Source organism: Pseudomonas sp. P1_C12 (genome assembly GCF_056406435.1).
Window position 1 is genome coordinate 62,271 of record NZ_JBFUAE010000026.1, and the last position, 25,499, is coordinate 87,769.

Annotated in this window: 27 protein-coding genes; 10 read left to right on the forward strand and 17 right to left on the reverse strand. The window is 62.2% G+C overall.

Features of this window, described 5'->3' with window-relative positions; translation table 11 throughout:
* Nucleotides 1-202: 202 nt before the first annotated feature.
* From AC1D19_RS28510 to surE, 3 genes are all read left to right on the forward strand, one after another.
* Complete coding sequence (locus tag AC1D19_RS28510) at nt 203-1,720, forward strand: DUF1302 domain-containing protein (RefSeq protein ID WP_477765374.1); 1,518 nt, start codon at nt 203-205, stop codon at nt 1,718-1,720.
* A gap of 23 nt (nt 1,721-1,743) precedes the next feature.
* On the forward strand, nt 1,744-3,123 hold the full coding sequence (locus AC1D19_RS28515) for a DUF1329 domain-containing protein (RefSeq protein ID WP_477765350.1): 1,380 nt from the start codon (nt 1,744-1,746) through the stop codon (nt 3,121-3,123).
* A gap of 79 nt (nt 3,124-3,202) precedes the next feature.
* The gene (surE, locus tag AC1D19_RS28520; RefSeq protein WP_477765351.1) at nt 3,203-4,180 is read left to right on the forward strand and encodes a 5'/3'-nucleotidase SurE; all 978 of its coding nucleotides are present in this window, start codon (nt 3,203-3,205) and stop codon (nt 4,178-4,180) included.
* 157 nt (nt 4,181-4,337) lie between these two features.
* Here surE and AC1D19_RS28525 read toward each other — a convergent pair whose 3' ends face one another.
* The 3 genes from AC1D19_RS28525 to AC1D19_RS28535 are packed head-to-tail and all read right to left on the reverse strand — an operon-like array spanning nt 4,338 to nt 7,202.
* A complete protein-coding gene (locus AC1D19_RS28525) occupies nt 4,338-5,453 on the reverse strand; it encodes a 3,4-dihydroxy-2-butanone-4-phosphate synthase (protein WP_477765352.1) in 1,116 nt (371 codons plus the stop codon).
* Nucleotides 5,450-6,376 (reverse strand): alpha/beta hydrolase, encoded by a 927-nt coding sequence (locus AC1D19_RS28530; protein ID WP_477765353.1) that lies wholly within the window; start codon nt 6,374-6,376, stop codon nt 5,450-5,452. Before AC1D19_RS28530 ends, AC1D19_RS28525 begins: the two co-directional genes overlap by 4 nt.
* Nucleotides 6,363-7,202: an SDR family NAD(P)-dependent oxidoreductase gene (locus AC1D19_RS28535; protein ID WP_477765354.1), complete on the reverse strand. Its 840-nt coding sequence runs from the start codon at nt 7,200-7,202 to the stop codon at nt 6,363-6,365. The genes AC1D19_RS28530 and AC1D19_RS28535 overlap by 14 nt, the downstream gene beginning before the upstream one ends.
* Before the next feature lie 146 nt (nt 7,203-7,348).
* Here AC1D19_RS28535 and AC1D19_RS28540 point away from each other — a divergent pair, with 146 nt between their 5' ends.
* The 4 genes from AC1D19_RS28540 to AC1D19_RS28555 all read left to right on the forward strand — a co-directional run bounded on the left by AC1D19_RS28540 (nt 7,349) and on the right by AC1D19_RS28555 (nt 10,723).
* Nucleotides 7,349-8,392: a 3-ketosteroid-9-alpha-monooxygenase, oxygenase component gene (locus tag AC1D19_RS28540; protein WP_477765355.1), complete on the forward strand. Its 1,044-nt coding sequence runs from the start codon at nt 7,349-7,351 to the stop codon at nt 8,390-8,392.
* A gap of 136 nt (nt 8,393-8,528) precedes the next feature.
* The gene (locus AC1D19_RS28545) at nt 8,529-9,659 is read left to right on the forward strand and encodes a helix-turn-helix transcriptional regulator (protein ID WP_429487250.1); all 1,131 of its coding nucleotides are present in this window, start codon (nt 8,529-8,531) and stop codon (nt 9,657-9,659) included.
* 87 nt (nt 9,660-9,746) lie between these two features.
* Nucleotides 9,747-10,295, forward strand: a complete 549-nt coding sequence (nudE, locus tag AC1D19_RS28550) for an ADP compounds hydrolase NudE (RefSeq protein WP_477765356.1) — start codon at nt 9,747-9,749, stop codon at nt 10,293-10,295.
* Between the two features lie 260 nt (nt 10,296-10,555).
* The gene (locus AC1D19_RS28555; protein WP_477765357.1) at nt 10,556-10,723 is read left to right on the forward strand and encodes a hypothetical protein; all 168 of its coding nucleotides are present in this window, start codon (nt 10,556-10,558) and stop codon (nt 10,721-10,723) included.
* Nucleotides 10,724-10,785: 62 nt separating this feature from the next.
* Here AC1D19_RS28555 and dmpG read toward each other — a convergent pair whose 3' ends face one another.
* Genes dmpG through AC1D19_RS28575 form a run of 4 tightly spaced genes read right to left on the reverse strand, consistent with a single transcriptional unit; the run spans nt 10,786 to nt 14,376 of the window.
* The gene (dmpG, locus tag AC1D19_RS28560; RefSeq protein WP_477765358.1) at nt 10,786-11,820 is read right to left on the reverse strand and encodes a 4-hydroxy-2-oxovalerate aldolase; all 1,035 of its coding nucleotides are present in this window, start codon (nt 11,818-11,820) and stop codon (nt 10,786-10,788) included.
* A 13-nt stretch (nt 11,821-11,833) separates the two neighbouring features.
* A complete protein-coding gene (locus tag AC1D19_RS28565; RefSeq protein WP_477765359.1) occupies nt 11,834-12,742 on the reverse strand; it encodes an acetaldehyde dehydrogenase (acetylating) in 909 nt (302 codons plus the stop codon).
* A gap of 18 nt (nt 12,743-12,760) precedes the next feature.
* The gene (locus tag AC1D19_RS28570; RefSeq protein ID WP_477765360.1) at nt 12,761-13,552 is read right to left on the reverse strand and encodes a fumarylacetoacetate hydrolase family protein; all 792 of its coding nucleotides are present in this window, start codon (nt 13,550-13,552) and stop codon (nt 12,761-12,763) included.
* A complete protein-coding gene (locus tag AC1D19_RS28575) occupies nt 13,549-14,376 on the reverse strand; it encodes an alpha/beta fold hydrolase (protein WP_477765361.1) in 828 nt (275 codons plus the stop codon). Before AC1D19_RS28575 ends, AC1D19_RS28570 begins: the two co-directional genes overlap by 4 nt.
* A 266-nt stretch (nt 14,377-14,642) precedes the next feature.
* Between AC1D19_RS28575 and AC1D19_RS28580 the strand changes: the two genes are divergently transcribed.
* Both AC1D19_RS28580 and AC1D19_RS28585 read left to right on the forward strand, forming a co-directional pair.
* A complete protein-coding gene (locus AC1D19_RS28580; RefSeq protein WP_477765362.1) occupies nt 14,643-15,413 on the forward strand; it encodes an SDR family oxidoreductase in 771 nt (256 codons plus the stop codon).
* 113 nt (nt 15,414-15,526) lie between these two features.
* Nucleotides 15,527-16,030 carry an SRPBCC family protein gene (locus AC1D19_RS28585; protein WP_477765363.1) on the forward strand — a complete coding sequence of 168 codons (504 nt, stop codon included), beginning with the start codon at nt 15,527-15,529 and terminating at the stop codon, nt 16,028-16,030.
* Here AC1D19_RS28585 and AC1D19_RS28590 read toward each other — a convergent pair.
* The 10 genes from AC1D19_RS28590 to AC1D19_RS28635 all read right to left on the reverse strand — a co-directional run bounded on the left by AC1D19_RS28590 (nt 16,006) and on the right by AC1D19_RS28635 (nt 24,257).
* Nucleotides 16,006-16,440 carry a nuclear transport factor 2 family protein gene (locus tag AC1D19_RS28590; protein ID WP_477765364.1) on the reverse strand — a complete coding sequence of 145 codons (435 nt, stop codon included), beginning with the start codon at nt 16,438-16,440 and terminating at the stop codon, nt 16,006-16,008. The genes AC1D19_RS28585 and AC1D19_RS28590 overlap by 25 nt on opposite strands.
* Nucleotides 16,437-16,826, reverse strand: coding sequence for a nuclear transport factor 2 family protein (locus AC1D19_RS28595; RefSeq protein WP_477765365.1), 390 nt, complete (start codon nt 16,824-16,826; stop codon nt 16,437-16,439). Before AC1D19_RS28595 ends, AC1D19_RS28590 begins: the two co-directional genes overlap by 4 nt.
* On the reverse strand, nt 16,827-18,029 hold the full coding sequence (locus AC1D19_RS28600; RefSeq protein ID WP_477765366.1) for an acetyl-CoA C-acyltransferase: 1,203 nt from the start codon (nt 18,027-18,029) through the stop codon (nt 16,827-16,829).
* A 29-nt stretch (nt 18,030-18,058) separates the two neighbouring features.
* Nucleotides 18,059-18,517, reverse strand: a complete 459-nt coding sequence (locus AC1D19_RS28605) for a MaoC family dehydratase (RefSeq protein WP_477765367.1) — start codon at nt 18,515-18,517, stop codon at nt 18,059-18,061.
* Between the two features lie 2 nt (nt 18,518-18,519).
* Nucleotides 18,520-19,302 (reverse strand): SDR family oxidoreductase, encoded by a 783-nt coding sequence (locus tag AC1D19_RS28610; protein WP_477765368.1) that lies wholly within the window; start codon nt 19,300-19,302, stop codon nt 18,520-18,522.
* Between the two features lie 13 nt (nt 19,303-19,315).
* Entirely contained in the window at nt 19,316-20,509 is a 1,194-nt protein-coding gene (locus AC1D19_RS28615; protein WP_477765369.1) for an acyl-CoA dehydrogenase family protein, read from the reverse strand.
* Nucleotides 20,506-21,678, reverse strand: a complete 1,173-nt coding sequence (locus AC1D19_RS28620) for an acyl-CoA dehydrogenase family protein (RefSeq protein ID WP_477765370.1) — start codon at nt 21,676-21,678, stop codon at nt 20,506-20,508. The genes AC1D19_RS28615 and AC1D19_RS28620 overlap by 4 nt, the downstream gene beginning before the upstream one ends.
* 150 nt (nt 21,679-21,828) lie before the next feature.
* Complete coding sequence (locus AC1D19_RS28625) at nt 21,829-23,238, reverse strand: ArnT family glycosyltransferase (protein WP_477765371.1); 1,410 nt, start codon at nt 23,236-23,238, stop codon at nt 21,829-21,831.
* A gap of 3 nt (nt 23,239-23,241) precedes the next feature.
* Complete coding sequence (locus AC1D19_RS28630) at nt 23,242-23,520, reverse strand: lipid-A-disaccharide synthase N-terminal domain-containing protein (RefSeq protein ID WP_223462623.1); 279 nt, start codon at nt 23,518-23,520, stop codon at nt 23,242-23,244.
* Nucleotides 23,517-24,257 (reverse strand): glycosyltransferase family 2 protein, encoded by a 741-nt coding sequence (locus AC1D19_RS28635; protein WP_223462622.1) that lies wholly within the window; start codon nt 24,255-24,257, stop codon nt 23,517-23,519. Before AC1D19_RS28635 ends, AC1D19_RS28630 begins: the two co-directional genes overlap by 4 nt.
* A gap of 305 nt (nt 24,258-24,562) precedes the next feature.
* Between AC1D19_RS28635 and AC1D19_RS28640 the strand changes: the two genes are divergently transcribed.
* A complete protein-coding gene (locus AC1D19_RS28640) occupies nt 24,563-25,207 on the forward strand; it encodes a YceH family protein (protein ID WP_477765372.1) in 645 nt (214 codons plus the stop codon).
* The last annotated feature ends 292 nt before the right edge of the window (nt 25,208-25,499 follow it).

The following is a 25,499-nucleotide window of genomic DNA, read 5'->3' on the forward strand; positions in this document are numbered from 1 at the left end:
AACACCGCAACCGCCCCGTGCAAATCGCTTAGTCCGCTTGGACGATGTTGCGCGCAAGTCGTGACTCCATAGTCGCCCACAGCACCAATCATCCCCCCTGAAATGCAGGTCGGGCAGGTCTGACCTGGGCCATGAGGACGACATGATAAAAACAATAATCGCCCCACCAACACAGCACCCTCGCACACAGCTTGTTCTATTGATGCTGGCTGGCGGATTGAGCGCTCACGTTAACGCCATGAGCTTTCAGCCAAGCGAAGACTTGAGCATCGACTGGGACACCACACTGACGTACAGCCTCGCCTGGCGGACCGAGGCTCGCGATCACAAACTGACCGCGAACGCTAACGGCAACGACGGCGACAACGCGTTCGACAAAGGCAGCCTGATCAACAACCGCAGCGGCTTTCTCACCGAAGCCAACATCAAGTGGCAGGACGACTACGGCGTGTTCGTCCGGGCGACGGGCTTCTACGACAACGTCTACGATCAGGACAACGACAACACCACCGGTACCTCGAACTGCTTCGCCGGCGGCCATTGCAGCCAGCCCGACCGTTTCTCCCAGGACACCATCGACCAGCATCGCAATGAATTGCGCATGCTCGATTACTACGCCTATGGCACCTGGGACGTGAGCGGCCACGCCCTCAACGCGCGCCTGGGTAACCAGGTGGTGAGCTGGGGTGAAAGCCTGTTCTATCCGGGTATTTCCGCGGCCCAGAGCCCGGTGGACGCGACCAAGGCGACCACTCCGGGCGTCGAGGTCAAGGAAATCCTGCTGCCGGTCGGCCAACTGTTCACCCAGTTCGCCCTGACCGAAAGCCTGGGTATCCAGGCCTACTACCAATACAAGTGGGAGAAAACCGAGTTGTTCGGCGTGGGTAGCTACTTCTCCACCACCGACTTCATCGATGAGGGTGGTTTCAACGACGCCTCCGGTTTCGTCACCCGTCTGAAGGACGACAAACCGAGCGACAGCGGCCAGTACGGTCTGGCTTTCACCTACGCCGCCGAGTCGCTGAACAACACCGAGTTCGGCATCTACTACGCGCGTTATCACGACAAGACCCCGTCGCTGGACTTCGCATCGACCCTGGGCCGCTATCAGGTGCGCTACTTCGACAACATCGACCTGTTCGGCGCGAGTTTCGCCACCGTGCTGGGCGACGTCAGCTGGGCCGGTGAAGTCAGCTACCGCGATGGTACGCCGGTGATGGTCGACAACGGTTTCTCCAGCCCCGTGCGCGGCAAGACCGTGCAAGCGCAAACGTCGATGATCTACGTGCTCGGCCCGACCTTCTTCGCCGACAACACCAGCCTGACCGGCGAAGTGGTCTACAACACCGTGGTCAGCAACGACAAGTCGCAGCCAGTGACCCTGGCCCCTGGCTTCGCGCTGCCGGGAACCGACAGCCTGGTCAATGACCGCGATGCCTGGGGCTACACGGTGCAGGCGAACTTTGACTACAACAACGTGTTCAGCGGATGGGACATGTCGGTGCCTGTCACCTTCAGCGCCGCCGCCCACGGCGACAGCTCGATGGTCGGCTCGATCAACGCCGGCCAGAACGATAACCGCGCCAGCATCGGCAGTTCGTGGCGCTACCTCGGCAACTTCACCGTCGAGGCCCGCTACAACGCCTACCTCGGCAACGCCAACAACAGCCCGTTAGCCGACCGCGACAACGTCGCTCTCAACTTCAAGTACCGGTTCTGATTCCCCTGTCGGAGGAGCACAGCATGTCCAGATTCACCCAAACATTATTGAGCACCGCGCTGACCGTCGGCCTGCTCGGCAGTGGCCTGGCGAACGCCAAGGTCAGTCCCGAAGAAGCCGCACGCCTGGGCCAGGACCTGACCCCGATGGGCGCCGAAAAAGCCGGCAACGCCGACGGCAGCATCCCGGCCTGGTCCGGCAAATGGCGCGGTCTGCCACCGGGTCTCAAGTACGCCGGCCCCGGCACCCCGTATCCGGACCCGTACGCCGCGGAAAAACCACTGTTCGTGATCGATTCGAAGAACATGGACAAGTACGCAGGCAACCTGACCGATGGCCAGAAAGCGTTGCTCAAGCGTTACCCTGATACCTTCAAGATCCCGGTGTACCCGAGCCACCGCGACTTCCGCCTCGATCAGCGCATGGAAGACCTGATCAAGAAAAACGCCGTCACTGCCGAACTCGACAATGACAACAACGACACGAAAAACGCCTGGGGTGCCTCGCCGTTCCCGATCCCGAAGAACGGCAGCGAGTTGATGTTCAACCATACCTTGCAGTCGCGCGCCAATACTGAAGAGGCCAACTACGGCCAGGCGGTGGTGTACGCCAACAAGGAAAAGGTGCTCGAAGAGGTCAACTACAAGATCTTCTCGATCTGGTCCAGTCCGGACAAATCCCTGGAGACGGCCAACGGTGTGCTCACCAACTTCCTGATCACCACCCTGGAACCGGTGCGCAAGAAAGGCGAGATCGTGGTCGGTCACGAATTCATCAACCCGACCTCCTCCCCCCGCCAGGCCTGGCAGTACAGCCCGGGTCAACGCCGGGTACGTCGCGCGCCGACCGTGGGCTACGACTCGCCGACAGGTGCGGGAGGTTTTCGCGTGTACGACGAAGACCGTTTGTTCAACGGTGCACCGGACCGCTACAACTGGACCATCGTCGGTAAGAAAGAGATCTACATTCCGTACCACAACTACAAGATCGACGATCCAAGCGTAACGGCCGACCAGATCCTGGCCACCACCGGTCACATCGATCCGCAGTACATGCGCTACGAGAAGCACCGCGTCTGGGTGTTGCAGGCCGACCTCAAGGAAGGTGCCCGCCACGTGTACGCCAAGCGCGTGCTGTACCTGGACGAGGACAGCTGGTCCGCGACCCTGGCCGACAACTACGACAGCCGTGGCCAGTTGTGGCGCACCAACATGCAGACTTCGATCTACGCCTACGAGATGCAGCGCTACCACGCTCGCCTCGGCATCTACCACGACCTGATCGCCGGGTCCTACCTGGTTGACCGCATGCTGGTCGATCAGAAACCGGCCAAGCTCAATGCCACCGCCTTCACCGAAGACGAATTCACCCCTGGCAATCTGCGCCAACTCGGCACCCGCTAAACCCCTGACGCTCCGACCGATTCATTTGGTCGGGGTGTCATGCTCTGTCAAATCTGCTCCTCCCACGGAAGACTCCCCCATGAACAAACTCCTTACCGGCATCATCGCCATGGCCAGCGTTGGCCTGTCGATGCAAGCCAACGCCCTGAACATTTTGCTGACCAACGACGATGGCTGCCGCGCACCCGGCATCGATGCGATGTACCGCGCCCTGACCGCTGCCGGGCACAAGGTCACGCTGGTCGGGCCGTTGAACGACAGCAGTGGCATCAGCGCTGCCAGCGTGGTCGTGCCTGGCCAGGCCCTGGCGGTGACCGAACTGGCGCCGGGCAAGTTTTGCGTCGGACCGCCGCAGGGCTACACCCCGCCAGCGGGCAAGACCTCCGCCATCGGCACGCCGGTGGATGCAGTCAACGTCGGCCTCGACGTGATCCTCAAGGATTCGCCGCCAGACCTGGTGGTGTCGGGCAGCAACTTCGGCGAAAACGTCGGCCCGCTGACGCAGATGTCCGGCACCCTGAACGCGGCCGTGCGCGCGATGTTCAAGGGGATTCCGGCGGTGGCGGTGTCCACGGGCATCGACATGGACCTGATCATCCACGACCAGCAAGCCGGCTACCGCAAGACCCTCGGCGCCATGGACGACACGGCGCGGTTTGCCGTGAAGGTCATAGAACAGGCGAGCCTGGCCGGTACAGAGGCGAAAAAATCCTGTGCCAAAAACCAGCATGGCTGCGAACTGAACGTGCTCGGCCTGCCGGGTGTCAGCGGCCTGAACCTCAACTACCCGCCTCTGCCACCCAGCGAAGTCAAAAGCGTGAGCTTTGCCCCGATCGGCAATTGGGATCGGGTGAACTTCACCTCACAGCGCGGCGCCGACGGCGTGGTCCACGTCAACCTGGCCGCACCGTCGACACCGACCGAAGCCCAGCAAAAGGCCGATGCCTATAAACTGTGGCAAGGCCATGCCGTGATCACCGTGATCGACGGCAACATGACCGCGCCGGAGGCGGTGCAGGATCAGGCGAAGAAGATGTTGCGCGGGATAAAGCCTTGAGCCAAAGCAGAACCTGAGGGTGTACGCAACATCTGTGAACAACCGAAATCATTGTGGGAGCGAGCCTGCTCGCGATGAGGCCGGCACATTCAACATTGATGTTGACTGACACTCCGCCTTCGCGGGCAAGCCCGCTCCCACAGGTTTTATGTGTGCTTCAGCTGGTGGGTTGAAACGGCACGAATTCCGTCACTTCCAGATCGAATCCGGACACGGCCTTGTACGGCACTGGCGAGCTCATCAGGCGCAATTTGCGTACGTTCTGGTCGCGCAGGATCTGCGCGCCGATGCCCAGGGTCCGTTGCGGAAAATGTGACGCCAGGTGCTTGCCTGCGTTGCGCTGACGCAGTTGTTCGAGCACGCCCTCGGCGGTTTCCTTTTGTGCCAGCAACACCAGTACGCCGTTACCGGCGGCTGCGATACTGGCCAGCGAACGTTCGAGGGTCCACTGTTGCGCCCCGCCCTCGTTTTCACACCCCAGCACATCGCGCAACGTCTCGATGCTTTGCACCCGCACCAGCACCGGTTGCGTGCTGTCGATCCGGCCCTTGACCAGCGCCAGGTGCAACGCGCCCTGGTAGGTGTCCTGATAGGTGGTCACCTGGAACTCGCCATGGCGGGTATGCAACGGATATTCGCCGCCGCGCTCGATCGTGCCTTCATGCAGGATGCGGTAGTGAATCAGGTCGGCAATGGTGCCGATCCGCAGGCCATGCCGTTGGGCGAATTCATGCAACTCGGCACCACGGGCCAGTTCGCCGTCCTCGTTGAGAATGCCCACCAGCGTTGCCGCCGGTTGCAGGCCCGCCAGACGTGTCAGGTCGCAGGCGGCCTCGACATGTCCGGCCCGCTGCATCACGCCACCGGGCAAGGCCTGCACCGGGAAGATATGCCCCGGTTGTACCAGGTCTGCCGGAACGCTGGCCGGGTCGACCGCCACCTGGATCGAGCGCGCCCGATCCGCCGCCGAGATGCCGGTGGACACCCCGGTGGCGGCTTCGATCGAGCGGGTAAAACCCACGCCATGTTGCGCCCGCGAGTTGGGCACCATCAGGTCCAGGCCCAGCGCGCGGCAGCGCTGCTCGGTCAGGGCCAGGCAAATCAGCCCGCGCGCCTGCACCGCCATGAACGTGACGGCCTCGGCCCCGGCCTGTTCGGCGGCCATCAGCAAAGAGCCTTCGCCGTTGTGTTCGTCGTCGGTGATCACCACCATCTGCCCGGCGCCGATGGCTTCGATCAGTTGCGGTACCGTGTTGAAAGCCAGGCCGTTCACTGGAGTGCCCCGCGCAGGTCGGCCGCCGCATCGGACAAGGCATGTGCCGCCCCTTCGACAAAGGGCGCCATGCTGACAAAGCCGTGGATCATGCCGTCACAACGCTGGACGCGCACAGGCACACCAGCCTCGCGCAAGCACTCGGCCATTGCCTCGCCTTCATCACGCAATGGGTCGAATTCGGCGCTAATCAGGGTCGTTGGCGGCAACCCCGCCAGGCTCTCGGCACGCAGTGGCGAGGCCAAAGGATCATCCGCCTGCCCGACGCCTTGCAGATATTGCTGCCAGAACCAGCGCATCATCCCGGCGGAAAGCAGATAACTCTCGGCAAAGTCCTCGAAGGACTGACTGTCGCAACCTGCGTCAGTGACCGGGTAAAACAGGCACTGATAGCTGATCTTCGGCCCCTGGCGTCGTACCGCCAACTGACTGACAGCCAGCGCCAGATTGCCCCCGGCACTGTCCCCGGCCACGGCCAGTCGGCTGCCATCGACGCGCAGTTCAGCCGCGTGCTCGACCAACCAGCAGGTGGCCGCGTAACAATCGAGCGGTGCTGCCGGGAACTTGCTTTCCGGCGCCAGTCGGTAGGCGACCGACACCACCACCGCCTCGGTCTGACGGGCCAATGAACGGCAGAGATTATCGTGGGTATCGAGATTGCCCATGACAAATCCGCCGCCATGGAAAAACACCAGCAACGGCAGGTTGGGTTCTTCCGATGGCCGGTACAGCCGTGCGTCCAGATCACCGTCCGCGCCGGCCACCCGCAGATCGCGCACCTCGCTCATCGGATCGCCGGGGATGGCCGGCAGCAGGTTGTCGGAGAACTGCCGGTACTGTGCGGCATCGACCTGACTGAAATCGGGCTCCGGGATGTCGCGAAACTGCTGGAGAACCCCAGCGATCTGCTTATCGAGCGGCATGGACATCGTCCTCTACGTCAGTCATTTGAAACTGCGGATTGGTCTCGCCCAGGATGCTTTGCAGACGGCGTTCAAGGGCCGGTTTGAAACTCTTGTGGGGCAGGATCCAGAAACGCTTTTGCGCGACGGCGGCGAACACTTGCGCGGCCAGCTCCGCCGGGGTCATGCCCTGGCGAACGGTGCTGTCGAGCAGTTGACTGAAGTCGGATCCGGCGGTGCCCACCATCTGGTTCGACGCCATGATTTCACTGGCTACCGGCCCCGGGCACAGTACCGAAACCGACACCGGTGCACCGATCATGGCGAGTTCGTAATGCAGGGTTTCCGAGAGCGCGACCACGGCCTGCTTGGTCACGTTGTACGGTGCCATCAACGGACTGCTGACCAGCCCGGCAAGGGACGCCGTGTTGATCACATGGGCTGCCCGGCCCTGACTGAGCAGCAGCGGCACAAAGCTGCGAATGCCGTTGATCACGCCATTGAGGTTGACGTTCAGTATGCGCTGCCATTGCGCCTCGGTGATTTCCCAGCTGAAACCGGTTTGCATCACCCCGGCGTTGTTGAACAGCAGGTCGACCCCGCCAAAGTGCTCGACAGCCTGGTCACGCAAGCGCTCGACCTGCTTCACATCACCGACATCGGTGACGCAGGCAATCGCTTGCACACCGCGGGCTTTCAATTCGTCGCACAGGGCTTGCAGGCCCGCTGCATCCCGATCCGCCAGCACCAGGCGCATGCCCAGCTTCGCCGCGTGTTCGGCCAAGCCTCGGCCAATACCACTGGCGGCTCCGGTAATCACCGCTACCGGCCCTTGTTCATTACTCATCGCCTACTCCTGCCATGGGTCCAATGGCGCCAGTAGAGCGGGCCAACCAAAAGCAGCCATCGTCCATTCAGACGATGCCCGCTTTTACAGGGCCGGCAGAATCCGTTACATGCGCCAAACCCGTGATCCCTTGGGAGAATAATAAGATGAGTACCCTGCACCGCATCGAAGCCAAACTGCTGGAAGACCGCTACGCCCGTGGCTGGCATTGCCTGGGCCTGGCCGCGCAATACCGCGACGGCAAGGCCCATCGCCTGGAGGTGTTCGGCACCCGTCTGGTGGCGTTCCAGGGTGAAGACGGCGAACTGCATATTCTTGATGGCTACTGCCCGCACATGGGTGCCGACCTGAGCACCGGTTGCGTTGAAGGCAACTCGATCCGCTGCCCGTTCCACGCCTGGCGCTGGGGCGCCGATGGCGTGTGCGATGACATCCCTTATGCCAAGCGCATTCCGCCGCGGGCCAAGATCAAGAGCTGGCCGATCATGGAAGAGAACCAGCTGCTGTTCGTCTGGAATGACCCCGAAGGCAATCCGCCGCTGCCGGAACAACGCATTCCGCGCATCGACGCCTGCTACAGCGACGAATGGGCGGGGTGGGAAGTCGCCGAACTGCAGATTGGCACCAACTGCCGCGAACTGATCGACAACATCGCCGATATGGCGCACTTCGGTACTGTGCACGGCGCGCCGGTCGAAGAGTTCATCAATATTTTCCAGGGCCACCTGGCCACCCAGATCATGCGCGCCCGCAGTGAGCGCCTGTCCGGCGACAGCGTGTTGACCACCGAAGCCACCTATTTCGGCCCGGCCTATCAGATCACCGAAATGAACGGCGCCATGAACGGCCAGCCGATCCATTCGATCCTGCTCAACTGCCATGTGCCGATCGACCTGGACAGCTTCACCCTGCGCTATGGCGTGCTGGTGAAGAAGATCCCGGGGCTCAGCGAAGAGCAGAACCAGGCGATGGCCAAGGCCTACGTGGCGCAGGCGCAGGCAGCCTTCTACGAAGACGTGGCCATCTGGCACAGCAAGACCCGCGTCGACAACCCGCTGCTGTGTGACGGCGACGGTCCGGTCTATCAGTTGCGCCGCTGGTATGAGCAGTTCTACACCGATGTCGAGGCGCTGTCGGCCGACGTTGCCGAACACAAAAAGTTTGTCGTGCGGGCCAGCGAACGGGTCTGACATCAGCGGCTTTTCGCCCGCCCCGGGCCTGACCGGCAGCCGCCGGTCAGGCCCTGAGCCCGAGCGTTGCAAGGAGTCGATATCGGCGCTTATTCTCGGCCACCGCCAACGCTAATAATAAAAACGGTTTTTCCCCATGCAGCAGAGCCTCAGCCTCGATACGTTCAGTGATTTGATCGGCAACCTCTATCAGGGTCCGCTGGAAAACATTCCCTGGGCGACTTTCCTCAATCAGCTCAATGTGCATCTGAACAGCAAGTACGTGACCTTCATTCTGCGTCCGCCCAGCGCCCACGTGGACGGCTTGATGGTCAACACCACGGGCACCTCGACCGAGGCAACCGCGTCGTACAACAAACATTTTTTCAGCCTCGACCCGTTTGTCGACCTGCCCAACCGCCAGGTCGTGACCCTCGCCGAGTTCGTCTCCAACGACGACTGGCAGAACTCCGAGTTCTACAAGAATTTCCTTGAACCTGTGGACGTGTTCCACATCCTCGGTGCCGACATCAACACCGTCGACGGGGCCCAGTGCCGCATTCGCATCAGCCGCGGACGTGACGACAAACCCTTCGGCAACGAAGAAAAGGCCATGCTCACGCATTTCATTGCGCACCTGGAACGCTCGATCAAGATTCACATGCAGCTCAACCGCATCGAAGCCGAGCGCAACCTGTACGCCGGCGCGGTGAACCAGATGGCGGTCGGCACGATCATCCTCGACGAGTCCGGCAAGGTGCTGCAGACCAACCAGGTCGCCGACCGGCTGATCCAGGAAAAGGACGGCATCAAACTGGTCAATGATGGCTTGCAAGTCGGTACCGCGCGGGACACTCAGGAGTTCCGGCGACTGGTCAAACAGTCGCTGCTGTCGCAAAAGAGCAGCAACCCGTCGGTGGTCGAGGCCCTGCGCGTGCAGCGGCCGTCCGGAAAGGCGGACCTGGGGATCATCGTGCGCTCGGTGCCATTGACCGACTGGAGCGAGGGCAAGCAATGCCCGACCGTAGTGATTTTCATCAGCGACCCGGAACAACAGTCCACCGCACCGCAGGAAATCGTTCGCGCGCTGTTCGACTTCACCCCGGCGGAAACCCAGCTGGCGATGTTATTGGCCAACGGCCTGACCCTCGACGAAGCTTCGGAAGAGCTGGGCATCAGCCGCAACACTTCGCGGGCACACCTGCGCTCGACCTTCTCCAAGACCGGCGTGACCCGCCAGACCATGCTGGTGCGCCTGATCCTGCGCAGCGTGGCGACACTCGGCTAACCCTCATTGCCGCCCTCGTCCGCTCGGACGATGGCGGCCCCCGTTGTACAGCGCACAGTGTCTTTATCCCAAACAGGGGACTGCCCCATGCGCAACTGCCCAACCATCCTCAAGACTGAACTGCTGGCGCAAAGCGGCCACTTTCAGATCGAAGCCCTGCACCTGCAATTCAGCAACGGCCAGCAGCGGGTCTACGAACGCCTGCGCGGCACCGGTTATCGTTCGGTGATGCTGGTGGCGATGCCCGATCCAGAGCATGTGTTGCTGGTGCGCGAATACGCGGTCGGTGTGGAAAAAACCATACTCGGCCTGCCCAAGGGCGGCGCCGAGCCCGATGAAGACTATTTGCAGGCGGCGCAGCGTGAGCTGAGCGAAGAAGTCGGCATGCGCGCAGCACGTCTCACCGAACTGGGCGAACTGACCCTGGCACCGGGACACTTGTGTCATCGCTACCGGGTGGTACTGGCCGAACAACTGAACCCCTGCCAACTGCAAGGCGACGAACCCGAGCCGCTGGAATGCCTGCGCGTACCCCTGGCGCAGATCCCCGAACTGGTGGCCCGCGGCGAACTGCATGAAGCCCGGGCGATTGCGGCGCTGTTCATGGCCATGGGCGCCATAGCACGCCGTGGCTGATGCACAATTTTTTGTAGGAGCTGCCGCAGGCTGCGATCTCTTGACCTTGCTCTTAAAAATCAAAAGATCGCAGCCTCGTTGCACTCGACAGCTCCTACAGCGGATGGTGCCTGTATGCAAAATCTGCCGGCAACCCAAATCACTGTAGGAGCGAGCAGGCTCGCGCCTACAGGGGATCGCCTAGTCCATTCGGACGAAGCCACTCGCCGCGCGCCGCCATAACCTGTCTCTACAACAATAAAACCGTGTCGAGACTCACCATGCGCAAAACCACTTGTGCTCTATTCATCATCGTCTGTGCCGGTGCTTCCACCAGCCTCTGCCAACTGTTCAAGAACGAAGCCTACCGACCGACCACGGCTTACTTCAGTTGTGCGAGCACGGCCATCAACTGTTATCCACCGCAGGTGCGCAACCTGCTGCCCTGAGCGCAGATACGCCAGGCAAAAAAAAACCACCGAGTCCGGTGGTTTTTTTGCTCCCTCGACAATCAGGTCGGCAACACACCCCGCGCCCGTGACAAAGTCAGCGCCAGGTCCTCAATCATGTCTTCCTGCCCCCCCACCGTGCCACGCCGCCCCAACTCCACCAGCAGCTCGCGAGCAGCGATGCCGTACTTCTGCTCGGCACGCTTGGCGAACAACAGGAACGAACTGTAGACCCCGGCGTAACCGAGTGTCAGTGCGTCCCTGTCGAGGCGGATCGGCTGATCCATCATCGGCACCACCAGGTCTTCGGCCACGTCCATGATCTTGTACAGGTCGACGCCGCTGTTGACACCCATGCGTTCCAGCACCGCAACGAACACTTCCAGCGGCGTATTGCCCGCCCCCGCGCCAAGGCCCGCGACCGAACCGTCGATCCGTGCAGCACCGGCCTCGATGGCGGCCAGGGAGTTGGCGATGGCCATGCCCATGTTGTGGTGGCCGTGAAAACCGACTTCGGTCCCGGCACTCAGTCCGGCACGCAGGGCCCCGATCTTTTGCGTCACTTCATCGGGCAACATGTAGCCGGCCGAGTCGGTGCAGTAGATGCAATTGGCGCCGTAGCTTTCCATCAGGCGCGCCTGCTCCAGCAGCTTCTCCGGGCTGACCATGTGCGCCATCATCAGGAAGCCGACGGTGTCCAGGCCCATCTTCGCCGACATGCCGATGTGCTGGCCGGACACGTCCGCCTCGGTGCAGTGGGTCGCCACACGAATGGTCGATACGCCATATTCGTGGGCCATCTTCAGGTGGTCGAGGGTGCCGATCCCCGGCAACAACAGGGCCGAGACCTTGGCCTGTTTCATCTGCGGGATCACCGCGGCGAAATACTCTTCGTCGCTGTGGGCCGGAAAACCGTAGTTCAGCGACGCACCGCCCAGGCCATCGCCGTGGGTGATTTCGATCAGCGGCACACCCGCCGCATCGAGGCCGGTGGCCACCGAGACCATTTGTTCGATACTGATCTGATGCTGTTTGGCATGCATGCCGTCGCGCAGACTCATGTCGTGCAGACGCACGCGCTTACCTTGCAAATTCATAGCGATTCTCCACTCAACGGGCAGGCAATTGCAGGGTGCCCTTGCAGGCTTCTTCAGCGAACATCTCGGCCGTGCGCAATCCGGCGGCGGTCATGATGTCGAGGTTACCGGCGGACTTGGGCAGGAAATCGCCGAGGCCTTCGACCTCGATGAAAATCGACACCTTGCGCCCGTCGAACACCGGCCCGTTGATCAGCTTGTAGCCCGGCACATAGCGCTGAACTTCGCGGACCATCTCCAGCACCGAGGTGCGGATCGCATCCTGGTTCGGCTCGTCATCGGTCAGGCAGTGGATGGTGTCGCGCATCATCAGCGGCGGCTCGGCCGGGTTGATCACGATGATTGCCTTGCCGCGTCGGGCGCCGCCGATCTTCTCCACCGCACCGGCCGTGGTGCGGGTGAATTCATCAATGTTCTGCCGCGTACCCGGGCCGACCGAACCGGAGGACACCGTGGCCACGATTTCGCCGTAGCTCACCGATTGCACCCGCGACACCGCCGCCACCATCGGGATGGTCGCCTGACCACCGCAGGTGACCATGTTGACGTTCATCGCCAGGCTCGACGCGTGCTCCTTGAGGTTGACCGGCGGCACGCAGAACGGGCCGATGGCCGCAGGCGTGAGGTCGATCATGATCACCCCCAGCTCGTTGAGCTTGCGGCTGTTTTGCGCATGCACATAGGCCGAGGTGGCATCGAAGGCGATGCGAATGTCATCGTCGAGGACGTGAGGCAGCAAGCCGTCGACGCCTTCGGCGGTGGTTTTGATGCCCATTTCCCGAGCACGTTTCAGGCCCTCGGATTCAGGGTCGACGCCGACCATCCACACCGGCTCGATCCATTGCGATCGGCACATTTTCATCAGCAGATCAGTGCCGATGTTGCCCGGGCCGATAATGGCCGCTCTGAGTTTTTTGCTCATTGGGTCAAACTCCAAAAGTCAGGCGCAGAAAGACACCCGGGCACTGCCCAGGCCATCAATAGTCAGTTCAAAACGGTCGCCGGCACGGGCCGGTTCCAGTGGCACCAGAGAGCCGGACAGGATGATTTCCCCGGCCTTGAACGGAATGCCGAACGCACCCAGGGTGTTGGCCAGCCAGGCCACGGCGGTCAGCGGGTTGCCCTGCACCGCCGAGCCCAGCCCTTCGCTCAGGGGTAAACCATTCTTGAACACGCGCATGCGCAAGTTGGGCAGGTCCAGCTCGCGGGGGTCGACCTTGCTGTCGCCCAGCACGAACACGCCGCACGACGCGTTGTCAGCCACGGTGTCCTGGATGCGGATGCGCCAGTCGTGAATCCGCGAGTCAACGATCTCGAAGCATGGCATCACGTATTCGGTGGCGGCCAGCACGTCGGCTTCGGTGATGCCGGGGCCGACCAGATCATGCTTGAGCTTGAAGGCGATCTCGCCTTCGGCACGGGGCTGGATCAGTTTGTTGGCGGACAGGGAAATCCGGGCATCGTCATCGAACGACATCTGCCGCGTGATGAAGCCGAAATCCGGCTGATGCACATTGAGCATCTGCTGTACCGCCGCCGAGGTCACGCCGATTTTCTTGCCGACGATCTGGTCGCCGGCCGCCACCCGACGCTCAATGGCGTACAGGGAAATGTGATAGGCGTCTTCAATGCTGATCGACGGCCAACGCTCGGTCAGCGGCGCCAAGGTGCTGCCACTGATCAACGCCTGATAAAGCTCTTCGCCGAATTCACGGCGCAATTGCACGCTCATCCGCGGGCCTCCTGAAAAAATGCCAGGCACTGGCGGTTGAAAAAGTCACGGTGCTCGACCTGGACCCAATGCCCGCACTCGCTGAGCATCACGAAACGGATTTTGGTGCAGTGCTCAAGCATGGTCTGGGCACCGGAGGACGGGCAGAACTTATCGTTCATGCCCCAGAACCCGAGGATCGGGCACTGCAATTCACCCAGGCGCGACGTCATGTTCGGCACCTGCATGGTCGACAGCACGCACACCGGCTGCTGTTGCACCACGGCCACGCGTTCGTTGACCGTTTCGTCGCTGATCAGGCTTTCATCGAACAGTTGCAGCGCCAGCAGGCGACGCATGCCCGCCGCATCGTTCAGCTCACCCTTGGCGAAGGCCGCACCCATTTTCTGGATGCCTTCCATCTGCAGGTAATACTGTTCCTTTTCCATCAGGCCACCGGGCGCCATCAGCACCAGACGGCTGACACGCTGCGGTTGGTCGAGGGCCAGTTTGATCGCGATCGCGCCGCCCAGGGAGTTGCCGACCAGCACGCAACGCTGGATGTCGAGGGCGTCGAGCAAACCGCTCAGGGCTGCGACAAAGAAGCCCAGGGTGTAGAGGGTGTCGGGTTTGTCCGAAGTGCCGTAGCCCGGCAGGTCGGGAACGATCACCCGGTAACCGGCCTCGGCAAACACCGGGTAGTTCTGCTTGAAGTTGCTGTGACCGCTGGCGCCCGGCCCGCTGCCATGAATGAAAATCACCGGCTCGCCGTTGCCGACGTCACGATAGTGCAGCTGCAAACCATCCGGCAGCGTAACGAAGTGCCCTTGCGCTGAAGCGCCCATAAGGTGTCCTCCCGGCCTGTTGTTGTAGCCGGATTATTCCGAGGGGCCGAGTCGCCAACATCGTCCGACAGGACTACGCGCCTGTAGGAGCGAGCTTGCTCGCGAAAAACGTCAGGACACCGCAGGGCATCAGGTTTTACGCGTTATCGTTGACGTCCATCGCGAGCAAGCTCGCTCCTACAGTCTCTAGTCTCATCGGACGTTGGCCTACAAAGACGGTCGACCTAGCATCGACGGCATTCCCGAGCGACAAAAAGAGAATTCCCATGCTTGATCCGATGGACTTTCGCGGCAAAGTGGTACTGGTCACCGGTGGTGGCAAAGGCGTGGGGCGCGGCATCAGCCAGCGCTTTCTGGACTGCGGTGCCGAGGTGGTGATTTGTGGTCGCGAAGCCCCACAAACCGTGCCCGCCAGCGCCGGGCGCGAGGCGCTGTTCCTGCCCTGTGATCTGCGCGATGTCGAGCAGTCCGGGCGCTTGATCGCGCAAATCGTCGAGCGCTTCGGCCGCCTCGATGTGCTGGTCAACAATGCCGGCGGTTCACCGAACGCCGATGCCGCCACGGCCTCGCCGCGTTTCAGCGAAGCGATCATCCGCCTGAATCTGATTGCCCCACTGAACCTGTGCCAGCAAGCCAATCAGGTGATGCAGGTGCAGACCGGCGGCGGTGCGATCATCAACATCTGCAGCGTCAGCGCCACCCGCCCTTCCCCCGGCACCGCCGCTTATGGCGCGGCCAAGGCCGGTCTGCTGAACCTGACCACTTCGCTGGCGGTGGAATGGGCGCCGAAGGTGCGGGTCAACGCCGTGACCGCCGGACTGATTCTCACCGAGCAGGCGGCCATGCATTATGGTGACGACGCGGGCATTGCCCGGGTGGCGGCGACCATTCCGCTGCAACGCCTGGCAACCCCGGAGGACATTGGCGATACCTGTCTGTACCTGGCCTCGACATTGGCCCGTTACGTCAGTGGCGCGGACATCGCGGTGCATGGCGCAGGTGAACGCCCGGCGTTTCTCGACGCGGCCCAATCCTGAAGAGATCGCAGCCTTCGGTGGCTCCTGCAGTTGAACCTCAATCTCTGTAGGAGCTGTCGAGTGAAACGAGGCTGCGATCTTTCAAGCAGTCAAATAACAAGAGGAATTCCGACATGCCCGCAATGGCCAGCCACAGTGTTTTGCTCGATCTCCCACCACAAGCCGCGTGGGCCAAACTGTGCGACCTGAGCCTCGCCCCACACTACGTACCGGGGCTCACCGGTTGCCAGTTTCATCCCGGCGCAACGCAAGGTGTCGGCGCCAGTCGCCGGGTGTTGCGCAAGGGCGGTCAGTATCTGGATGAAAGCGTGGTGCAGTGGCAGGAAGGCACTAGTTTTGTGCTGCGGTTGCACAAGGGCGACAATGACTCGCCCTTTCCGTTTCGCGAGGCGAGTTTCAGTTATGCCTTGCAACCGGAGGGGGATGTGACACGCATCACCTTGCAAATGCGTTACAGCCTGCGCGGTGGCAGGCTGTTTGAAAGGTTGCTGGCCAAGGCCTTCAACAAGGTCGTGCAGCAGATTGCCGAGCACCTCAAGGCCCACTACGAAACCGGCCGGACGCAGAATCCCGACCGGATCGAAACCCGCCTTCAGGAACGCGCCACTTCCGAGTGAGCGGTAAAACGGGTGGCGACGATCTTCCATTGCCCGGCGATACGCTGGTAACGGTCCTGATAGAACCCACCCAACTGCCGCGTCGCCCCGCTCTCGCCATCCAGGTTGAAATACCACAGGGCCCAACGGCCCTGGGCCTGATCCTCGCTCAGCACCTCGATTTCCGGGTTGGCGCCGTGATGCAGGTCGATCACCCGCTCATGGCAGGCCAGTTCGCGGTACAGCGCGACAAAACTGTCGCGCTCGTGAAAGATCCCCAGCGGACCGTAATCGATCAGCACTTCACCTTCGGCGAAGCAATCGGCAATCACCTCGACCTGCTTGAGGTCGCAGGCATTGAGGTAGCGATGCTTGAGCTGGCGGATGTCCTCAAGGGCTTCCAGGCGGGCGATACGCTGCTCCAGGCTCATGCCGAACCTCGCGCCGTCACGTTGACCTCACTCCAGAAGGCTTTCATCGAGCGGATCTTGCCGTCGGCATCGAACTCCATCACATCGATTACATGCAGCGAGCAAGGTTTCCCGCCCCACTCCATGTCGACCCGGAACGGCATCGCGCCGCAACCGTTGAGCGTCGCGCGCACCGGCCCGGTCCGGGTCGCGGAGACTTTCATCGCCCCCAGCCCTTCACGGTAGAAACGCCCGATGGCGTCGATGCCCTGCAACGGCGCGTGGCCGACCGGGTCTTCAACGGTGGCGTCTTTGGCGTAGAGCGCGAGGATGCCCTCGATGTCGCTGGCATCCACCAGCTCCACGTAGCGGGCCATGGTCGCCTGAATCTGTTGAGCGCTGATCATTCAGACCACCTCGAACAGCGCAGCAGCGCCCATGCCGCCACCGATGCACATGCTCACCACCACGTAACGCAAACCGCGACGCTGGCCTTCGACCAACGCGTGGCCGACCATCCGCGCCCCGGACATACCGAACGGATGGCCGATGGAGATCGCCCCGCCGTTGACGTTCAGGCGTTCGGCCGGAATGCCCAGGGTGTCGCGGCAGTACAGCACCTGACAGGCGAACGCTTCGTTCAACTCCCAGAGGCCGATGTGGTCCATGGTCAGGCCGTGGCGCTTGAGCAGCTTGGGAATGGCGTACACCGGGCCGATGCCCATCTCGTCGGAGTTGCAGCCGGCGACGGCCATGCCGCGATAGATCCCCAGCGGTTCCAGGCCACGCTTCTCGGCCAGCTTGGCGCTCATCAATACCGAGGCCGACGCACCGTCGGACAGCTGCGAGGCATTACCGGCGGTGATAAAACGCCCCTTGTCGCTCCACTGACCGCCCGGCCATACCGGCTCCAGCGCTTTCAGGCTTTGCAGGCTGGTGTCGATGCGGTTGCACTCGTCGCGCAGCAAGGTAACGGACTCATGGCGGGTTTCGCCCGTGGCCTTGTCGACGATCATCTGGCGGCTGGTCAGCGGCGCCAGTTCGCGGTCGAAGCGCCCGGCACTTTGGGCCTGTGCGGTACGCAGCTGGCTCTGGTAGCTGTATTCGTCCTGCTCGTCGCGGGAGATGCCATAGCGTGCGGAGACGATCTCGGCGGTTTCGATCATCGGGATATAGGCGTACGGGTCCAGCTCGATCACCGAACCCGATTGGTTGCGATACAGGTTCTTGTGTTTGTTCTGCACCAGGGAAATCGACTCCAGGCCACCGGCCACGGCGATGTCGATTTCGTCGCACATGATGCCTTTGGCGGCCATGGCGATACTCATCAGGCCCGACGAGCACTGGCGCTCGACGGCCATCCCGGCAACCGATGCCGGCAAGCCACCGGCAATTGCGCACAGGCGCCCCAGGTTATAGGACTGCGTACCCTGCTGTGCGGCGGCGCCGATGATCACGTCGTCCACTTCACCCGGCTCGATGCCGGCACGGCGCACGGCTTCGCGCACCACGTGGCCGCCCAGTTGCGGCGCTTCGGTGTCATTGAACGCACCGCGAAAGGCTTTGCCGATCGGAGTACGGGCGGTCGATACGATGACGGCTTCTTTCATGCTGGATTCCTCGAAAATGCTGTTGAAGGTCAGGCCGGGTAATAGCGGCTGATGGTGTCGACCACGCAGCCGGGACGTTCCTCGCCGTCGATCTCGACGCTGACGCGGACGGTCGCCTGCACACCGCCCTTCACTTCCTCGACCGCGATCAGTTGTGCACTGCCGCGCACCCGCGAGCCGACGCGCACCGCCGAGGGGAAGCGCACCCGCTCGCAGCCATAGTTGACGCCCATGGCCAGGCCACGGACTTCGACGATCTGCGGCAAGAACAGATTGACCAGCGACAGGCTCAGGTAACCATGGGCAATGCAGGTGCCAAACGGGCCGCTGGCGGCCTTGAGCGGATCGACGTGAATCCACTGGTGATCGCCAGTGGCGTCGGCGAACCGGTCGATGCGGTCCTGCTCAAGCAGCAGCCAGTCGCTGACGCCGAGTGATTCGCCCACGGCGTCGAACAAGGCCATCGGCGTGTCGAAAATACGTGGCATGGTCACGCCCTCTGGCTGGACACCGACAACACTTCGCCGGTCATGTAGGAGCTGTAGTCGCTGGCCAGGAACATCATCACGTTGGCCACTTCCCAGACTTCGGCGGCGCGGCCGAACGCTTCGTTGGCGGCCAGTTGATCGAGCACTGCCTGGGGCGCAGATTTGCGCAGGAAATCGTGCAGGGCAATGCTCGGGCTGACCGCGTTGATGCGGATGCCGTAGTCGGCCGCCTCGACCGCTGCGCAGCGGGTCAGCGCCATGACCCCGGCCTTGGCGGCGGCGTAGTGCGCCTGTTCTTTCTGCGCACGCCAACCCAGCACCGAGGCGTTGTTGACGATCACCCCGGCACGCCGCTCCATCATTTTCGGCAGCATGGCGCGGGTCATGCGCATGGTGCCGGTGAGCGTCACGTCGATGACCCGATTCCACTCTTCGTCGGCCATGTCCACCAGCAACCGCGAGCCGCCGAGGCCCGCGTTGTTGATCAGCACATCTACGCCTTGCAGGTCACGCTCGGCGCAGGCGATCAGCTGTTGCACCTGGGCTTCGTCGGCGACGTTGCAGACCTGGCCGAAGACCTGCTGCAGCCCGGTGGTTTCACGAATTTTCAGCACCGCTTCGGCCAGCCGGCCTTCATGGATATCGCTGATCATCAGCGCGCAGCAACCTTCCTCGGCGGCACGCACGGCGGCGGAAAAACCGATCCCGGCGCCTGCGGCGGCGGTGATCAGCACCGACTTGCCGCGCAGCAGGCCGCGCCCTTCAACATATTGAGGTACAGACATGAACTCTCTCCTTTCAGGTGCGCGGACGCGGCTCTTTGGGCATGCCCAAGGCACGCTCGGCGATGATGTTGCGCTGTATTTCGTTGCTGCCGCCGTAGAGGGTGTCGGCGCGGCTGAACAGGTACAGCGACTGCAAACGGGTCAGTTGGTAAGGCGCAGCTTCGAGCAATTCCGCCTCCGCGCCGAGAACGTCCATCGCCAACTTGCCGAGGCTGGCGTGCCAGTTCGACCAGAACAGCTTGTAGATGGTCGCCTCTTTACGCAGCGAACCGTCCTGGCTACCCGAGAGCATGCGCAGCGAGTTGTAGCGCATGATCCGCAGCCCGCTCCAGGCTTCGGCCAGACGCTGGCGCAAGATCGGGTCGCGGTCGGCGCCATTGGCCTTGGCGATGGCGATGATTTCGTTGAGTTCGTTCTGAAACTGCATCTGCTGGCCGAGGGTTGACACACCCCGCTCGAAACCCAGCAGCGCCATGGCGATCTTCCAGCCTTCGCCCGGCGCGCCGATGATGTTGGTGGCGTCGGTGCGGGCATCGTCGAAGAACACTTCGTTGAATTCCGAAGTGCCGGTCAATTGCTCGATCGGTCGCACAGCGATTTCCGTCTGAGCCATCGGCACCAGCAGGAACGACAGACCGCGATGGCCGACGCTGCCCGGTTCGGTGCGGGCGATGACAAAGCACCAGTCCGACTCGTGGGCCAGGGACGTCCAGACTTTTTGTCCGTTGATCAGCCATTGGCCGGTCGCTTCATCCAGCGTCGCACGAGTCTTGACGTTGGCCAGGTCGGAACCGGCGCCCGGCTCTGAATAGCCCTGGCACCAGAACGACGTACCGCTGACGATCCCAGGCAAAAAGCGCTGTTGCTGTTCGACCGTGCCGAACGCGGCGATGGTCGGCCCGGCCAGCCCTTCGCCGATATGGCCCATGCGGCCGGGGCCGCCGGAGCGGGCGTACTCTTCGTTGAAAATCACCTGCTGGGTGATCGACAATCCGCGCCCGCCATGCTCCGGCGCCCAGCCGACACAGGTCCAGCCGCCTTCGGCGAGTTTGCGTTCCCAGGCTTTGCGCTCTTCGGGAAACATATGCTCATCGCCCGGGCCGCCGCGAAAACGCAGGTCCTCGAACTCACCGCAGAGGTTGGCGCGCATCCAGTCGGCGACTTCCCGACGGAAGCGTTCGTCCTGCTCGCTGAAACTGATTTTCATGGCTGCTCTCCCAGAATCACCGCGGCAATCCGCTCGCGATGCCAGGCCGGTAGCCCGAGGAAACTCTCGCTGGCGCGGGCGCGCTTGAAGTAGAGGTGCGGGTCGTATTCCCAGGTGAAACCGACGCCACCGTGCAACTGGATCGATTCGGACGCGCAATGGAAATAGGTTTCCGAGCACTGCGCCTTGGCCAGCGCCGCCGCCAGCGGCAGTTCGGCCGCGACCTGCGGATTACCCTGCGGGTCGAGGACTTCCTGGGCCACGCACGCGGCGTAGTAACTGGCCGATCGCGCGCATTCGACTTGCAGCATCATGTCGGCGGCGCGGTGTTTGAGGGCCTGGAAACAGGCAATCGGGCGACCGAACTGTTGGCGCTCCTGCATGTAGGCCACGCTGAGGTCGAGCACCTGCTGCGCGCCGCCGGTCTGCTCGGCAGCCAGGCCGATGCAGGCCAGTTGCAGGACTCGCTCAAGGTGCGACCAGCCGTTGCCGAATTCACCCAGCAGGCAGTCGGCTTCAAGGTACAGGCCCTTGAGCTGGATCCGCGTCTGGCGCCGGGTCTGGTCCATGGTCGGCAGCATTTGCCGCTCGATGCCGGCCCGCTCGGCACTCACGGCAAACAGGCTGATGCCCTTTTCCCCAGTGGTTCCGGGTTGTCGTGCGGCAATGATCAACAGGTCTGCGCTATGGCCGTCGAGCACATGCTTGAGGGTGCCGTCGAGGACGAACCCGTCGCCTTCAGCCACCACCGTTGCCTGGACATCGTCGGCAGACCAGCCGTTGGCACTGCTGAACGCCAGCGTTGCGGTCACGCTGCCGTCGGCAATCGACGGCAACCAACGCTGCTTCTGTTCATCATTGGCGGCCAGCAACAGCGCGGGCGTGGCCATGCAGGCGGTGGCGAAAAACGGCGAGCACAGCAAACGCCGGCCCATCTGTTCCAGCAGGATCGTCAGCTCGACAAAGCCGAGGCCCAGGCCGCCGTAGGTTTCGGGGATATGAATCGCTGGCCAGTACATTTCCTGGCACAGACGCTGCCAGAGGGCTTCATCAAAACCCCGTTCACTGACCATTGCCGCGCGCACGGCGGCAGAATCCGAGACATCGGCGAGGAAGCCCTCGGCCGATGCGCGGATCATTTCCTGTTCGTCGCTGAATGCAAACTCCATCGCGGCGCCTTCTGCTCGTTTGGCGGGGCGCGCGTGGCGCAACACCCCTTTGAGCATGAAGTTTGGCGCCGCCCGGACGCGGCAGAATCGTTAGCCCTGCCTAGTCCGAACGGGTGATGTGCTGGCGTGTGTGTTCGGCCGGGAAGCCGATCAGCGGCAGTCTCCGCCCATGCGCACCAGTAGCGCCGCACGGTGCGGCTTCAGGTACGGGTTGATTTCACCGACCTGACACGACGCCAGGTTTTGCAGTTCCGGTGCGAGGGGTTCTTGCACAAACAGCAATCCCGCCGGACGGGACTCGGACTGCAACTGCGCTACCGTCAGCGGCGCCACCGGCCGGCCCATGTAGTAGACCAGACGGATATCCGGCTCACCGAGGGTATAGGCCTTCTGCCCCGGCTGCCCGTCGGCCAGCGTGGCCACCTGCTCAAGACCGCCAACCCGGTGCGACAGCACCCGCGCTTCGACGAACATGTAGAACACCACGAACCCGGCCAGCATCACGTAGGGCACAACGGCCAGGACCGTGCGCCAGCGCCCCTTCAGGTCCTCGAGCAGCGCCGACCAGTGCATCGCCAGCAGCAATGCCATGGACGGATAAACCGGCAACAGGTATTTGCCATGCTTTTCGGTGAACAGGGAAAACACCAGCAGCGGCAACAGAGTGCAAATCAGCAACATGCCCGCCTCGCGGCGCGAACGGATCATTGCCCAGAACTTGCGCGGCTGCACGAATGCGATCAGCCAGAACGGGAAGAAATCCCCGGCCAGGTACAACAGATACGCGTACCAGGCCTCGGCGCCCTGCCCGTCGATCTTCTTCACGATGTCTTCGCTGATGATCGAGGCCCAGATGCCCCAGCCCTGACTCACCGACACCGCCAGGTACCAGGAACTGCCCAGCACCACGGCAATCAGCCAGCCCCAACCGTCGCACAGATAAGCCTTGGCCCGGGCATCACGGTAGATCAGCGCATAAGCCAGAATCGGTGCCGTCACCCACAACAGGCAAACGGGGCCTTTGGTCAGCAGCGCACAACCCAGCAACACGTAGCTCAGCCGACTCCACAAGGCCCGACCCTGCTGGAAAATGAACTGCCAGGCCGCCAGCAGCGCACCGAAGCACAGCAGGGTCAACAGCATCTCGATTTCCGAGCGCCGTGCGAACAGGCTGAAGGCACCGTTCGCGGCCAGGAACACCACAGCGAACAGACCGACCTGTCGCCCCGCCTGCCGAACGCCGTACAGATAAGTGCCAACACAGCACAAGGCGGCGGCCAACGCCGAAGGCAGGCGCACGCTCCACTCGGACAAGCTGCCCAGCACCGCCGTTGAAACCAGGCCGGCCCAATAGAAAAACGGCGGCTTGGACAAGTACAAGTCGCCGTTCATATAAGGCAGCAGCCAGCTGCCTGCCTCGCGCATTTCGCGCACGGTGACGGCGCGGCGGGCCTCGTTGACACTGAGGAACGGCACGCTGCCCAGTCCCCAGAAAAACAGCAACGCAATCGCGATAGTCACGAGCAACGTAATATTTCGGGTCGATAACGATCCGCGCATGACCTACTCCTTTAGGTGTTTGCTTTTTTTGATCAATTGCAGGTTGCGAAAGTAGACGATGGAGCCAAAGGCCTGGCCGGCGATGAACACCGGGTCTTCACGGTAAATGGCATAGGCGAGCAGCAAGGTGCTGCCGACGATGCTCAGGTACCAGAAGCTCACCGGGATCACACTGCGTTTCTTGTACTCGCTGTACAGCCACTGCAGGACAAACCGCCCGGTAAAGGCGATCTGGCCGGCAAAACCGACGATCAGCCACAAGGCTTCGCGGGAGAGATTCATCCTTCAATCTCCTGGGCAATGGTGTTCAACCGCGTGCGTTTGATCAGCCACCAGACACCGAACAAATCGAGAATGCCGACCAGCGCGCGGTCGATGTTGCCGTATTTCGACACCCCGGCCGTGCGTGGCCGGTGGTTGACCGGGTGCACGATCATGCGGCCGTTATGGCGCTGGATCAGCGCCGGAATGTAGCGATGCATGTGGTCGAAGTACGGCAGGCGCAAGAACGCCGCGCGCTCGATCAGCTTCAGGCCGCAACCGGTGTCCGGGGTGGCGTCCTTGAGCAGGCGGCGGCGCAGGTTGTTGGCGAAACGCGAGGCGTAGCGCTTGCTCGCCGTATCACGGCGATTGACCCGATGCCCGGCGACCAGTTGCACGTCAACCTGGCCCGGTTCGCCGCGCACCAGCGCCAGCATGCCGGGGATGTCCGCCGGGTCGTTCTGGCCGTCGCCATCGAGGGTCGCCAGCCATTGCCCGCGGGCCTCTCGCGCGGCGTGGTACAGCGAAGTGCTCTGCCCCAGCGAGCGTTCGTGATGGAGGATGCGCAGGGTGTTCAAGCCGTCGTGGCGGATCTGCCGCAGTTCCTGCAGGGTCGAATCGGTGCTGCCATCGTCGACGACGATGATTTCGTACGATTCAGCGGCCAATGCGACGCGGATTTCCTCAAGCAATGGCTTGAGGTTGTTCGCTTCGTTCTTGGCGGGGATCAGTACAGATACAAAAATGTCTTGGCTCATGGAGTCACTCTCGCCTTTATTGGATTTCTTTTATCAGAGGCGAATGAAGGTGTCGTACACCGGCCGACTCGATGCAGGGTTCAGCTATTTTGGGCGATGACGCCAACAATATCCCGCCCTGTGGACGCACTCGCGCGCGACCCCGCATACGGTGCCCGGCCAATTGTAAAAATGGCGTTAATATTTCATACACTTTTTGTCATCATTCCCTTGATGACGCAACGAATTCGGTTGCCATTGGCGCTTGCCCATCTAAAGTGCACCCACGCAAGTGAAAAACATGAATCGGGTAAGGACGCAGAACCATGAGCACTGAGCAAGAGACGACTTTAGACGAGCAGCGGCTCGACAGTACGGAAATCCGCATTCTGGGCTCGTTGATCGAGAAACAGGCCACCAGCCCGGAAACCTATCCCCTGACCCTCAATGCCCTGGTGATTGCCTGCAACCAGAAAACCAGCCGCGAGCCGGTGATGAACCTCACACCTGGCCAGGTCGGCCATAGCCTGCGCGTCCTCGAAGGACGCGGTTTCACCAGACTGGTGATGGGCAGTCGCGCCGACCGCTGGGAACACAAGGTCGACAAGGCTCTGGAACTGGTGCCGGCGCAGGTCATCCTGACCGGGCTGATGTTTCTGCGCGGCCCGCAGACCGTCAATGAACTGCTGACCCGCAGCGGCCGCATGCATGAGTTCGAAGATGCCGAACAGGTGGTGCATCAACTCGAACGCCTGATTGCCCGGGGCCTGGCCGTGCTGATTCCACGTCAGGCCGGCCAGCGCGAAGACCGTTACACCCACGCCTTGGGCGATCCGGCGGATATCGAAGCGATCATGGCGGCACGGCAAAACCCGGCGGAGCGTGGCAGCAGCGGGGTTTCGGTTGAACGGATCGAAGAGCTGGAAGCGCGGATTGCTGCGCTGGAAGAAAGACTGGCCCGGCTCGAGTAAACGCAGCCCCCGCATTGATTGGTGTCTGGCACGAAACCAGCGATCACCCTCAATCCCTTGTAGGAGCTGGCTTGCCAGCGAAGGCGGTCTGTCAGGCAACGTCGATGTTGAATGGGCCGGCCTCTTCGCTGGCAAGCCAGCTCCTACAGTTGATTGGTGTCTGGCGCGAAACCAGCGATCACCCTCAATCCCTTGTAGGAGCTGGCTTGCCAGCGAAAGCGGTCTGTCAGGCAACGTCGATGTTGAATGGGCCGGCCTCTTCGCTGGCAAGCCAGCTCCTACAGTTGATTGG

Coding starts and splice junctions, on each gene's coding strand:
- AC1D19_RS28555 (WP_477765357.1), top strand. CDS start 10,556: ATGCGCAAAACCACTTGTGCTCTATTCATCATCGTCTGTGCCGGTGCT.
- AC1D19_RS28600 (WP_477765366.1), bottom strand. CDS start 18,029: ATGAAAGAAGCCGTCATCGTATCGACCGCCCGTACTCCGATCGGCAAA.
- AC1D19_RS28570 (WP_477765360.1), bottom strand. CDS start 13,552: ATGAGCGTGCAATTGCGCCGTGAATTCGGCGAAGAGCTTTATCAGGCG.
- AC1D19_RS28540 (WP_477765355.1), top strand. CDS start 7,349: ATGAGTACCCTGCACCGCATCGAAGCCAAACTGCTGGAAGACCGCTAC.
- dmpG (WP_477765358.1), bottom strand. CDS start 11,820: ATGAATTTGCAAGGTAAGCGCGTGCGTCTGCACGACATGAGTCTGCGC.
- AC1D19_RS28580 (WP_477765362.1), top strand. CDS start 14,643: ATGCTTGATCCGATGGACTTTCGCGGCAAAGTGGTACTGGTCACCGGT.
- AC1D19_RS28515 (WP_477765350.1), top strand. CDS start 1,744: ATGTCCAGATTCACCCAAACATTATTGAGCACCGCGCTGACCGTCGGC.
- AC1D19_RS28590 (WP_477765364.1), bottom strand. CDS start 16,440: ATGAGCCTGGAGCAGCGTATCGCCCGCCTGGAAGCCCTTGAGGACATC.
- AC1D19_RS28605 (WP_477765367.1), bottom strand. CDS start 18,517: ATGCCACGTATTTTCGACACGCCGATGGCCTTGTTCGACGCCGTGGGC.
- AC1D19_RS28565 (WP_477765359.1), bottom strand. CDS start 12,742: ATGAGCAAAAAACTCAGAGCGGCCATTATCGGCCCGGGCAACATCGGC.
- AC1D19_RS28545 (WP_429487250.1), top strand. CDS start 8,529: ATGCAGCAGAGCCTCAGCCTCGATACGTTCAGTGATTTGATCGGCAAC.
- AC1D19_RS28615 (WP_477765369.1), bottom strand. CDS start 20,509: ATGAAAATCAGTTTCAGCGAGCAGGACGAACGCTTCCGTCGGGAAGTC.
- AC1D19_RS28630 (WP_223462623.1), bottom strand. CDS start 23,520: ATGAATCTCTCCCGCGAAGCCTTGTGGCTGATCGTCGGTTTTGCCGGC.
- surE (WP_477765351.1), top strand. CDS start 3,203: ATGAACAAACTCCTTACCGGCATCATCGCCATGGCCAGCGTTGGCCTG.
- AC1D19_RS28595 (WP_477765365.1), bottom strand. CDS start 16,826: ATGATCAGCGCTCAACAGATTCAGGCGACCATGGCCCGCTACGTGGAG.
- AC1D19_RS28635 (WP_223462622.1), bottom strand. CDS start 24,257: ATGAGCCAAGACATTTTTGTATCTGTACTGATCCCCGCCAAGAACGAA.
- AC1D19_RS28625 (WP_477765371.1), bottom strand. CDS start 23,238: ATGCGCGGATCGTTATCGACCCGAAATATTACGTTGCTCGTGACTATC.
- nudE (WP_477765356.1), top strand. CDS start 9,747: ATGCGCAACTGCCCAACCATCCTCAAGACTGAACTGCTGGCGCAAAGC.
- AC1D19_RS28585 (WP_477765363.1), top strand. CDS start 15,527: ATGCCCGCAATGGCCAGCCACAGTGTTTTGCTCGATCTCCCACCACAA.
- AC1D19_RS28610 (WP_477765368.1), bottom strand. CDS start 19,302: ATGTCTGTACCTCAATATGTTGAAGGGCGCGGCCTGCTGCGCGGCAAG.
- AC1D19_RS28535 (WP_477765354.1), bottom strand. CDS start 7,202: ATGAGTAATGAACAAGGGCCGGTAGCGGTGATTACCGGAGCCGCCAGT.
- AC1D19_RS28640 (WP_477765372.1), top strand. CDS start 24,563: ATGAGCACTGAGCAAGAGACGACTTTAGACGAGCAGCGGCTCGACAGT.
- AC1D19_RS28530 (WP_477765353.1), bottom strand. CDS start 6,376: ATGCCGCTCGATAAGCAGATCGCTGGGGTTCTCCAGCAGTTTCGCGAC.
- AC1D19_RS28510 (WP_477765374.1), top strand. CDS start 203: ATGCTGGCTGGCGGATTGAGCGCTCACGTTAACGCCATGAGCTTTCAG.
- AC1D19_RS28575 (WP_477765361.1), bottom strand. CDS start 14,376: ATGGGCGCTTCAGCGCAAGGGCACTTCGTTACGCTGCCGGATGGTTTG.
- AC1D19_RS28620 (WP_477765370.1), bottom strand. CDS start 21,678: ATGGAGTTTGCATTCAGCGACGAACAGGAAATGATCCGCGCATCGGCC.